The organism is Limnohabitans sp. DM1 (assembly GCF_001269385.1).
Taxonomy (GTDB): Bacteria; Pseudomonadota; Gammaproteobacteria; order Burkholderiales; family Burkholderiaceae_C; genus Limnohabitans_A.
Window position 1 is genome coordinate 254,441 of sequence record NZ_CXOO01000011.1, and the last position, 10,698, is coordinate 265,138.

The following is a 10,698-nucleotide window of genomic DNA, read 5'->3' on the forward strand; positions in this document are numbered from 1 at the left end:
AAAAAACATTGGATTCAGTGATCTCAAGTCCGATGTTTCAATCACCGAATAAATTCAGCATCAGTCTGAAATTTGGCGATTGTTTTAAAAAATAAAATATTCATAACTATTGTTAATTTGCATGAAAAATACAACTTAGTTCATTTTTTTGTTGATTTTTTCAATTCAGATGTTTAAGATTTGGCAAAACTTAAACATCTGGTGGCGTAAAAAATCATGAAAACCTCATTTAGTGCTCTCTTGAGCGGTCTGGCGGTAAGTGCTTTGCTGACGGCATGCGGGGGCGGCAGCCCTGACAGACCTGTGGCCAGCAATGTGCAAACCACTTCTGTGCCCGCATTGGGGGCGGTGTATGGCGCTTCGGTCTATGTTTACAACACGGCCGGGCTGTTGCTGAGCACGGGCACCACGGATGCAGTCACGGGCAAGGCCAGTTTGTCGGTGCCTTCTGCGGTGTCGGGGCCATTTCTTTACAAGGTGGTGTTGTCAGGCGGTAGCCGCTATTACGACGAGGGTCTGGATGCGGTGGTCACGGTGACCCCCAACGAGAGCTTGACCATGCTGTCGGTGGCCACGACGACGTCGGGTGAGGTGGGCATCACGGCGCTGAGCAATATGGCGGTGCGGCTGGCGGGCATAGAGCCCGAGATGCTGGGCACCAGCGCAGCGGGCACCTTGTCTTTGGACAAGCTGGCAGATGCGGTGGCCACGGTGATCGCGGTGTTGGGTTTGCCGGCCGACTTTGACTTGTTTGCAGCGCCCGTGGCGGCCAGCCCCAACAACAAGAACCCGGCTTCGGTGTATGGCAAGTTGTTGGCCCAATTGGCCATCAATGCCGGGCCTGGCAACAACGCCTTCACACAAGCGGCCACTTTGGCGCAAACGATCAACAGCCAGGGGGTGGTGGCCAACGCCCAGACGTTGGTGGATTTGAACCTGGCTTTGCAGGCATCGGCCGCAGCCATGGGCATGACCGTGGCGGACGCACAGGCTTTGATCAAGGACCCGGTTTTGTTGGCACAACAAGTGGCCTGGATCAGGCCCACGGTTCGGGCCAGCTTCGCCCCGCCTGTAGTGGTGACAGCCCCCGTGGTGCCCAAAGCAGGCGGCAGTGCCAGTTTCACAAGCAGCGGCACCAGCACCTTCAATTGAGCCTCTGTCACAGGTTCTGATTCATTCACATATTCAGGGAGGCTGCGTGAAACGCGCAGTGATACAAGATGCGATCCAGTTTTTTACAAGCCACGTTTTATGTCGTCATGGCGTCCCCTGCTGCGGCACTCGATTTGGGTATGGGCTCTAACGGCGTGGCGGGCTTGACGGTGTTTCCGATGGCGACAATACCGACGGGGTCGCTGGTGTACCAATACCAAAACCGGGTGATGGATGCGGACCGTAAAGAAGGTCAGAACCACTCTTTGGCGGTGGGGTTGAACAGTTTTGCTGAGTTGGGGCTACGAACTGCGGACACTTTCACCCAACGCAATGGATATGAAGGTGGTGGTGGCATTCGTGATTTATCGGCGTCAGCCAAGTTGCAGTTCAACCATTTTCTAGGACTAAAGGATTCGCCTTGGAAACTGGCGGTCGGGGCGACTGACCATGGGGGTGCGGCCACGCATTTTCGGTCCAACTATGCGGTGATCACGCATGACCAGCCGCAGTGGGCGGCATCGCTGGGCTATGCCAGGGCCGAAAAAAATCCGAACAACCCGATGCATGGGGTGTTTGGCAGTGCAGCGCTTCAGGCCACGCCCTGGTTGCGGGTGCGGGCCGAATCGAACGAGGAACGGTCTTGGGCGGGGTTGACGCTGTCCAACGAGAGTTGGCTGGCCAAAATCAATGCGCCGGTGGGCGCCTTTGTGTATTTGAATGTGGATCAACAGGTGCGTGGTGTGGCCACGGCCGCAGGTCGCAAGCCCTGGCTGGGTGTGGGTGTGAGCCTGCCGCTGGACTGGAGCCTGGGGCGGCAAAGTGCACCCAGCCGTCAGGCGCAAGCGGTGTCCCCGCCCGCCATTCAAGCCTTGACGACGGCACCGGCTGTGGATTTGGCTGTGGCATCAGCCGATACAAGGTCGGCTGAAAAAGTGCTGGCGCAAGCGCCTGTCGCCACAGTTGCGCCGCCATTGAGTGAGGCAGCGTCTTCTCCTGCACCATCGCCCGACAGTCGCCATGCGGCCATGGACCGCCTGGTCCAGGCTTTGGCAGAGCATGGCTTTGAGGGCATTGATGTGGGGCATTCGGGCAACACTTTGGTGGTCAAGGTGTCAGACTTTGTGTACGAGCACAGCTTGCTCGATGGCGCGGGTGTGGCCCTGGGCCTGCTGAGCCAGTTGGCCGGTGAATTTGACAATTACCGTTTGGTGCAAGCGCGTTGGGGCACGCCCAGTGTGGGCTTCAATGGGCAGCTGGCTTGCCTGGCGCAGTGGCTCAAGGCCCTGCCCTGCCCTGCTCATGAGGCGGTGCAACCGGTGTTCCGAGACCTGGATGCGGCTTTGGTGGGTGTGGACTGGCGGGTGCGCGACCATGCGCCCTATCGCTACAAGCTGCGGGTGAAGGTGAACCCGATTTACAACTATTACTGGGCGATTGAGTATTCATTGCTGGACTATTCGATGGGCTTGAATATCAACCCCTTCATTCACCTTTGGGATGGGGGGGCGCTGGAGTTTTCGCGCTCGGCGCACATGACCAGCAGCAAAGAGTTTCAGCCCGGCGGCAATTTGCACTACAGCCGCATTCCTGACGCCAATCGCCGTGTGTTGCTGCACCACATGCAAAAGCTCAAACATGGCGTGTCGGTTCGCCTGAGCGCGGGTGAGTTGATGCAGGGCAATTTGCGCGGCGGCCAAACTGAAGCACGCTGGGATGCCAAGAGCGGTGAGTGGGCCATGGGTGTGAATGTGTCGCATTGGCAAGCCCCCAAAAACACCACCAGCATGCCGACCGGCGGCACCAAGCTGGGCTTTGTTCGGTATTCGCCCACAGGCAGCGATTGGAGTTTGGAGGTGTCCGGGGGGGAGTATTGGTTCAAGGACAAAGGGATTTCTGCAAGTTCAAGCCATTGGTTTGGCGATACCAGGTTCAGCTATTTTGTGCGCCACTCGGTCCCACCTGAGCGCTTTTGGCCTGGCAAACATTCGGTGACCGTCGCCGGGGTGGAGTTGACCTTCCCGCTGACACCGCGCAAGGCCATGAACGCAGATTCGGGCTGGCAGATCAAGGGAACGCCGCGCTTGGGCCTGAGTTTGCTCAGTACGATCAATCGGGAAACGGAAAACTGGCTGGCCTATTCAAACGGCGCACCGATTTACCAAAAGGCCTGGGTGGAGCCCGCCATTCCCAACTATGTGAGCCATGTACTGCTCGATTCAGACCGCGCCAACGCGAGCTATTTTTCGGGCAAGCTGGAGCGCTTGCGCTACGCCTATCAACGCTGGGTCATGAAAACGACGCAATGAGCCCTCCGAGTTGGTACATCCCCGTCGGTAAAAAAATCGTGCCAAGAGAGCGGCCCTCCAATTGATAGCAAATCAATTGATTGCTATCATTCAGATTCATTTTGAGGAGGAATGGGCATGGCATCAGTCACAGTAAGAAATCTGCCCGAGGCCACTCACCGTGCCCTCAAATTGCGCGCCGCCCAGCATGGCCGCAGCACCGAGGCCGAGATTCGCCTGATTTTGGAAAATGCCGTGACCCCAAAAATCGGCCTGGGCTCTGCCTTGGTGGCGATTGGCCAACAATTGGGTGGCATCGAGCTGAATTTCCCACGCGATAAGCGTCCCGTCGAACCGGCGAGCTTCGAATGATCATTTTGGACACCAACCTGGTGTCAGAACCCCTCAAACCCTTGCCGCATCCCGGGGTCGTCCATTGGCTCAATGCCCAAGAACCTGCGACCCTGTTCATCACCAGCATCAACCTGGCCGAATTGCTGGCGGGCGTGGAAACCATGCCTCAAGGCAAACGGCGTGATGCCTTGGCCCGGGTCTTGGCAAACCAAGTGAGTGCACTTTTTGAAGACCGGGTACTGAATTTCAACGCCAGCGCAGCGCAGTGTTTTGCCACCTGTCTGGCGGGGGCGCAGGCCCAGGGGAACTCGGTGGGCTTTGCAGACTGCGCCATCGCCGCCATCGCCAAAACCCATGGCTTCATCGTGGCCACACACAACGTTCGTGACTTTCAGGGCATGGGGGTTGAGCTCGTCAATCCTTGGGCCTTGAACTGAGGCGCTGCGATCTTGCCCGCAGTCCATCGCCGATTGAACGTCTTGACAGCACTGGCTGGTCGATAGCTTCGGCTCCGACATGGGTGGCTTGGGCGCCGGCCGATGTCGGGGCTGAAGCCTTTGACCTACGAAGACGCCAGCCTGTAGTGCAGCACTTTGAGTGATTTTTCAGGATCTACATCCACAAACGCAGCGGGATTGCTCAGGCGTTCAACAAACTTCAGGCTGGGTGCCGCTTCGGCCACCTGGGTGTGCAGGAACTGGGTGCCCAGCTCGGGGGCGTTCAGGCACAGCAGCACATGGCCTTGGGGTTCGAGCAAATCGGGCAGGCGGCGGATCAGTTTGATGTAGTCCTTGGTGGCGATGAAGCTGCCTTTTTGGTAGCTGGGTGGGTCGATGATGATGATGCCGTAGGGCCCCATTTTGTTGATCTTGCCCCAGGTTTTGAAGATGTCGTGGCCCAGAAATCGGGCCTTGAGGGGCAAGTTGTTGAGGCGGTGGTTTTGCTGGCCGATGGCCAGTGCGCCCTGGCTCATGTCGACGTTGACGACCTGGGCCGCGCCGCCTTGAAGGGCGACCACCGAAAACGCGCAGGTGTAGGCAAAAAGGTTGAGCACGTTTTCGTGTTGGGCGTGGCTTTTGAGCCATTCACGGCCATGGGCCATGTCCAGAAACAGGCCGTGGTTTTGGCCGCGCAGCACATGCACGAGGTAACGGGCGCCCTGCTCTGTCACCACATGGGGCTCGGGCACGTTGCCGGCCATCAGCCGTGTTTCGGTCTGGCCGGTGGCGCGGCACTGGAAGACCCAATTGAGTGGCTCACCGGGTGCCAGGGTTTGCCAGCGTTCTTGCAGCGCGTGGTGGCATTGCGCGAGTTCTTCGTCGGTGACCGGTTTGAAGCTGGTCAAGACCCACACGGGCGCAAACCAGTCCAGCGTCCATTGTTCGCAGTCGGGATAGACACCGCCCCGTCCGTGAAACACCCGGTAGGCGTCGGGGGTGTTGTGCATGTGGGCGATGGCGGTCAAGAGGGCTTGCATGAAAAAAATGGGCAGGTCGGTGGGTATTTTGTAGGTCGGCGGCTTCATCCCCGACATGGGCTTTTGACGAAATCAGCAACGTCGGACCTGAAGGTGCCGACCTACGAGAGGGAGGTTTGGGCTCAATAGCCCGCTGCCGAGCCGCTTTTGCGGTTGGCAAACAGGCCGGTGCGGCCTTTGCCTTGGCGTTTGAAGCGTTGCCTGCGGGCGACTTTGGGGTCGACTTGGAGGGGGCGGTAAAGCTCGATGCGGTCGCCAGCGTGCACGGGGGCAGTCCAGGCCACTTTGCGGTTCCAGATGCCGGGCTGCATGAACTTCAGTTGCGCCGATTCGGTCGCCGACAAGGTCTGCGCCGGTGCCGCGATGAATTGGTCAATGACCGATTGCACCGTGCTGCCTTCGGGCACGCTCAGGGCGCTCTCGTGCACCTGCCGGGGCTGCAGGCTCCAGCACAGCGTGACCTCGACCATGGCGGGCGTCTCAGGCATAGACCGTTTCGGCGCGTTTGACAAAGGCATCGACCAGGCTGGCGGCGATTTTGTCGAAGACAGGGCCGACCAGCGCGGCCAGGGTTTTGCTGGAAAAGCCGTATTGCAGGTCCAACTCGACCTTGCAGGCGCGTTGCGTGCCGTCGCCCACGGGGATGAATTGCCACTTGCCGCTGAGGTTGGAAAAAGGCCCCTTGACCAGACTCATGCCCACAGAGCGCCCGGCTTCGTGCGTGTTGCGGGTGACGAAGCTTTGGTGGATGCCGCCCAGGCTGATGCCCACTTCGGCGAGCATGCCTTGTGCATCGCTTTCAAGCACGCGGGCTTGGTCGCACCAGGGCAAGAATTCGGGGTATCGGGCCACGTCGGTGACGAGGCGAAACATTTCATCGGGGCTGTACCAGATGAGGACGGACTTGTGGATATTCTTCATACAATGCTCAGAGTGCTGGGATTGTAGTTTTTTCATTCCGCCCCTTTGGGCTGCAGCTCATCTGCACACTCTTGCGAACGGCCAGTCCGTCCTTATTTGCTCACCATGGCCACCTCCAAAAAATCAACAGCCGCCCCCACCTTTGCCAAGATCGCCGAGAACAAGAAGGCGGCTTTTGACTATTTCTTCGAGGAACGCTACGAGGCGGGCATGGTGCTCGAAGGCTGGGAAGTCAAGGCCATTCGTGAAGGGAAAGTGCAGCTGACGGACGGCTATGTGGTGATCCGCAACGGTGAGCTGTTCATCATTGGCTGCCTGATCAACCCGCTCAAAACGGCATCGACCCACATCAATCCCGAGGCCGCGCGCACGCGCAAGCTGCTGCTGAACAAGGAAGAGATCAAGCGCCTGATCGGCAAGATTGAGCAAAAGGGCTACACCCTGGTGCCGATCAATTTGCATTGGAAATCAGGCAAGGTGAAATGCGACATCGCGCTGGCCAAGGGCAAGGCCGAGCACGACAAGCGCAACACCATCAAGGACCGCGAAGGCAAACGCGAAGTCGAACGCGTGATGAAAAGCCGCCACCGCTAAGCTGAAATGCGAATGGGAAGGTTGGCGGCTTCAGCCCCGACGCAATGCCCGTTGTCCATCGACCCTTGTCGGGGGTGAGCCCACAGACATACAGGGTTCAGCTCAATTCGCGCAGCGGGTGGGCGTGGGCGGGCCAGGGGCTGGCAAAAAACGCGGCCACTTCGGCGGCATCCACCTCTTCGACGCGTGCGGGCTTCCATTGGGGGCTGTGGTCTTTGTCGACCGCCAGGGCGCGAATGCCCTCTACCGTTTCGCTGTCAAGCACCGAACGCAGGGCAAAGCAGTGGCGCACCAGATCGCGTTCCATGCGCAGGTCATCGGCCAGGCTCATGGTGCGGGCGCGGCGAATTTGTTCCAGCACGACATGCAGCATCAGGGGCGAACGCTGACGCAAGGTTTTGGCGGTGTTTTGGGACCACTCATCACTTGCCGATTCCAGCTGCTGCACGATGTCGTTCACATGCGGCAAGGCAAAGACGGCGTCCATTTCTGCGCGGTGTGGCAAGCCGGTTTTTTGCAAATGGTCAAAGCGCGTGCGCACCCAACGTTCGACGGCTTCGCCGTTTTCAAAAGGGGTTTCGATCAGCGTTTGCCACAGGTGGGCCAATTTTCCGGAGGACACCCAGCCATCGGCCAGACCGGCATGCACTGCGTCTTCGCCTTGCAGCATATGGCCTGTCAGGCCCAGGTATTCGCCCAGGCGGCCTGCGCAGCGGCTGAGGAAATAGCCGCCGCCGACATCGGGGAACAAGCCGATGTGGGTCTCGGGCATGGCCATTTTGCTGCGCTCGGTCACCACACGCACACTGGCGCCCTGGCTGATGCCCATGCCGCCCCCCATGACGATGCCGTCCATCAAGGCAATGTAGGGCTTGGGGTAGGTGTGGATCAGGTGGTTCAGGCGGTACTCTTCGGTGAAGAAGTCTTCCAGTTGTGGATTGCCCGAGGTGGCCGCCTGGTGAAAGAAGCGGATGTCGCCACCGGCACAAAAAGCACCAAAAGGCCCTTCCTTGTTGGTGCCGCGAACGACCACTGCCAGAACTTGCTCATGCTGCCGCCAGTCGAGCAATGCCTGGGTGATTTGGCGGACCATGTCCAGCGACAAGGCGTTGAGCGCCTTGGGACGGTTCAGGGTGATGCAGCCGATACGGCCTTCAATGGTGGCGATGACATCAGACATTGTTTTTCCAAGCTAAATATTCGTTCATGAGCAAGGCGCTCAGCACCAGGGCACCGCCGAGCAAGACGCTGGGCTGCGGAGCTTCGTGTGCCCCCCACCAGGCGAGCGCAATTCCAAAAACGATTTCAAGCAGGGCCAGCAGTGACACTTCGGGCGCTTTGAGCACACGGGCGCAGATCACCGACAAGGCACAGGGAATGGCCAACTGAAACAGGCCAAGCAGGGCCAGCAGACCCACATCATGCGCTGAAGCCTGAAATGGCCAGGCCAGCGGCAAGGTGAACAGGGAAGAAAGTACCGCCCCCAGCAAGACCGAGGGCACCAGATCCAGATCAAGACCTTCGGCGTGGCTTTTTTGAACCAAGGTCCATTGCACAGCGCCTGCGATCGGCACGCACAGGGCCACTGCAGTACCGAGCAGGAAATTGGGTGCGCCAAGGCTCAGCTGGCTGCCATACATCCAGCCAATGCCGATGCCCGCAAGCAAGATGGCGCCCCAGGTGCGCCGGGGCAGCTGGTGCCCCAAAAAGATTCGGGTGATCAAGGCGGTGAGCAAGGGGCCCAGCGCCATGGTGATGAGGACATTGGCCACCGCCGTGAGCGTCAATGCCACCATGAAGGCGGTGAACATGACGCTCCAGCACACGCCAGAGAGCCAGAAATAGGAGCTGCGCCAGGGCATGCGCGACCACACGCCCCTGCCCTGCCACAGCGGCAAGATGATCACCAGCGACAGCGCCGTGAAGAAGCTGCGCCAGAAGGTGACCTCAAAGCTGCGGGCCTGCTCAAGATGGCGGGTGACGACGCCCGCCATGGACCACATGGCGGTGATCAGGACCATCATTGCCACTGCTTGGCCATGCCGAAGTTTCATGATTCAGGCCCTGATTTGGATCACTGTGGACAGATCACTTGTTGCGCTTGCGGTCGCTTTCCTTCAGGAAGCGCTTGCGCAGACGCACGCTCTTGGGCGTGATTTCGACCAGCTCGTCGTCCTCGATGAATTCCACACCGTATTCCAGCGTCAGGTCGATCGGGGGCGTGATCTTGATCGCGTCTTCCTTGCCGGACACGCGGAAGTTGGTCAGCTGCTTGGTGCGGGTGGCGTTCACCACCAGGTCGTTGTCACGGCTGTGGATGCCCACAATCATGCCTTCGTACACCGGGTCGTTCGCCTTGACGAACATGCGGCCACGGTCGTCGAGCTTGCCCAGGGCGTAGGTGAAGATTTCACCGTCGTCCATGGAGATCAGCACGCCGTTCTTGCGGCCACCAATTTCACCCTTGTGCGGCTCGTAGCCGTCAAAGATGTTGGAGATCAGGCCGGAACCACGGGTCAGGTTCAGGAATTCGTTGGTGAAACCGATCAGGCCACGGGCTGGAATGCGGTATTCCAGACGGACGCGACCGCGGCCATCGGGTTCCATGTTGACCAGCTCGCCCTTGCGCTCGCCCAAGGCTTGCATGACGCCGCCTTGGTGGTTTTCTTCGATGTCGGCAGTCACCAGCTCGATAGGCTCATGGCGTTCACCGTCGATGTCACGGAACAGCACGCGGGGCTTGGAGACAGCCAGTTCGTAGCCTTCGCGGCGCATGTTTTCCAGCAAGATGGTCAGGTGCAGTTCACCGCGACCGGCCACTTCAAAAATGCCGTCTTCGTCGGTTTCTTTGACACGCAGGGCCACGTTGTGTTGCAGTTCTTTTTGCAGGCGGTCCCAGATTTGGCGGCTGGTGACGTACTTGCCTTCACGACCGGCCAAGGGCGAGGTGTTCACGCAGAAGTTCATGGTCAGCGTGGGTTCGTCCACCTTGAGCATGGGCAGGGGTGCGGGATTGGTGGGATCGGTCACCGTGACGCCGATGTTCAGGTCCGCAATGCCGTTGATCAAGACGATGTCGCCAGGACCGGCTTCGGTCACTTGCACGCGGTCCAGACCCTGGAAGGTCAGCACCTGGTTGACGCGGCCTTTGATGGTCGAGCCGTCAGGGCCTTCCATGACGACGACGTCCATGTTGGGCTTGATGGTGCCCTGGCTGATGCGGCCCACGCCGATGCGGCCCACGAAGGTCGAGAAGTCGAGTGCCGAGATTTGCAATTGCAGGGGGGCTGTTGGGTCGCCCGCGTTGGGCTTGACGTGCTTGAGCACGGTGTTGAACAGGGCCGACATGTCGGGGCCCCACTGCTCACCGGGTGCGCCCTCTTCCAAAGAGGTCCAGCCGTTGATGCCGGAGGCATAGACCACGGGGAAGTCGAGTTGTTCGTCTGTCGCGCCGAGTTTGTCGAACAAGTCAAAAGCAGCGTTGACCACTTTGTCGGGATTGGCGCCGGGCTTGTCGACCTTGTTGACCACCACAATGGGCTTGAGACCCAGGGCCAGGGCCTTTTTGGTCACAAAGCGGGTCTGGGGCATGGGGCCTTCTTGGGCGTCGATCAGCAAGACCACGCCGTCGACCATGGACAAAGCGCGTTCGACTTCACCGCCGAAGTCCGCGTGTCCGGGGGTGTCCACGATGTTGATGTGGGTGCCTTCCCAGCTCACGGCGCAGTTTTTGGCCAGGATGGTGATGCCGCGTTCACGTTCGATGGCGTTGTTGTCCATGACGGTGTCCACGACTTTTTCGTGGTCAGCGAAGGTTCCGGATTGGCGCAGCAGTTGGTCGACCATGGTGGTTTTACCGTGGTCAACGTGCGCGATGATGGCGATGTTGCGAATTTGCTTGCTCATGCTTTC

Annotated in this window: 11 protein-coding genes; 5 read left to right on the plus strand and 6 right to left on the minus strand. The window is 59.2% G+C overall.

Translation table 11 applies throughout. The annotated features are described in order from the left end of the window. The first annotated feature begins 216 nt into the window (after positions 1-216). From AMM33_RS04390 to AMM33_RS04405, 4 genes are all read left to right on the plus strand, one after another. A complete protein-coding gene (locus tag AMM33_RS04390; protein WP_194945236.1) occupies positions 217-1,152 on the plus strand; it encodes a hypothetical protein in 936 nt (311 codons plus the stop codon). A 68-nt stretch (positions 1,153-1,220) separates the two neighbouring features. Continuing rightward, the gene (locus tag AMM33_RS04395; protein ID WP_090139158.1) at positions 1,221-3,461 is read left to right on the plus strand and encodes a YjbH domain-containing protein; all 2,241 of its coding nucleotides are present in this window, start codon (positions 1,221-1,223) and stop codon (positions 3,459-3,461) included. Positions 3,462-3,578: 117 nt separating this feature from the next. Further along, complete coding sequence (locus tag AMM33_RS04400; protein WP_090139212.1) at positions 3,579-3,812, plus strand: FitA-like ribbon-helix-helix domain-containing protein; 234 nt, start codon at positions 3,579-3,581, stop codon at positions 3,810-3,812. Next, positions 3,809-4,231, plus strand: a complete 423-nt coding sequence (locus AMM33_RS04405; RefSeq protein WP_090139159.1) for a type II toxin-antitoxin system VapC family toxin — start codon at positions 3,809-3,811, stop codon at positions 4,229-4,231. Before AMM33_RS04400 ends, AMM33_RS04405 begins: the two co-directional genes overlap by 4 nt. Before the next feature lie 125 nt (positions 4,232-4,356). Here the strand turns inward: AMM33_RS04405 and AMM33_RS04410 are convergent, their stop codons facing one another. The 3 genes from AMM33_RS04410 to AMM33_RS04420 all read right to left on the minus strand — a co-directional run bounded on the left by AMM33_RS04410 (position 4,357) and on the right by AMM33_RS04420 (position 6,192). Continuing rightward, complete coding sequence (locus AMM33_RS04410; RefSeq protein WP_090139213.1) at positions 4,357-5,271, minus strand: class I SAM-dependent methyltransferase; 915 nt, start codon at positions 5,269-5,271, stop codon at positions 4,357-4,359. Positions 5,272-5,393: 122 nt separating this feature from the next. Next, on the minus strand, positions 5,394-5,759 hold the full coding sequence (locus AMM33_RS04415; protein ID WP_228767955.1) for an RnfH family protein: 366 nt from the start codon (positions 5,757-5,759) through the stop codon (positions 5,394-5,396). Further along, positions 5,752-6,192: a type II toxin-antitoxin system RatA family toxin gene (locus AMM33_RS04420; protein ID WP_090139160.1), complete on the minus strand. Its 441-nt coding sequence runs from the start codon at positions 6,190-6,192 to the stop codon at positions 5,752-5,754. Before AMM33_RS04420 ends, AMM33_RS04415 begins: the two co-directional genes overlap by 8 nt. A 105-nt stretch (positions 6,193-6,297) precedes the next feature. Between AMM33_RS04420 and smpB the strand changes: the two genes are divergently transcribed. Further along, positions 6,298-6,786 (plus strand): SsrA-binding protein SmpB, encoded by a 489-nt coding sequence (gene smpB / locus AMM33_RS04425; protein WP_053176318.1) that lies wholly within the window; start codon positions 6,298-6,300, stop codon positions 6,784-6,786. Between the two features lie 97 nt (positions 6,787-6,883). Here the strand turns inward: smpB and AMM33_RS04430 are convergent, their stop codons facing one another. The 3 genes from AMM33_RS04430 to typA are packed head-to-tail and all read right to left on the minus strand — an operon-like array spanning position 6,884 to position 10,692. Further along, positions 6,884-7,966, minus strand: a complete 1,083-nt coding sequence (locus AMM33_RS04430; protein ID WP_090139161.1) for an enoyl-CoA hydratase/isomerase family protein — start codon at positions 7,964-7,966, stop codon at positions 6,884-6,886. Further along, complete coding sequence (locus AMM33_RS04435; protein WP_090139162.1) at positions 7,959-8,840, minus strand: DMT family transporter; 882 nt, start codon at positions 8,838-8,840, stop codon at positions 7,959-7,961. Before AMM33_RS04435 ends, AMM33_RS04430 begins: the two co-directional genes overlap by 8 nt. A 34-nt stretch (positions 8,841-8,874) precedes the next feature. Next, positions 8,875-10,692, minus strand: coding sequence for a translational GTPase TypA (typA, locus tag AMM33_RS04440; protein WP_090139163.1), 1,818 nt, complete (start codon positions 10,690-10,692; stop codon positions 8,875-8,877). Positions 10,693-10,698: the final 6 nt, after the last annotated feature.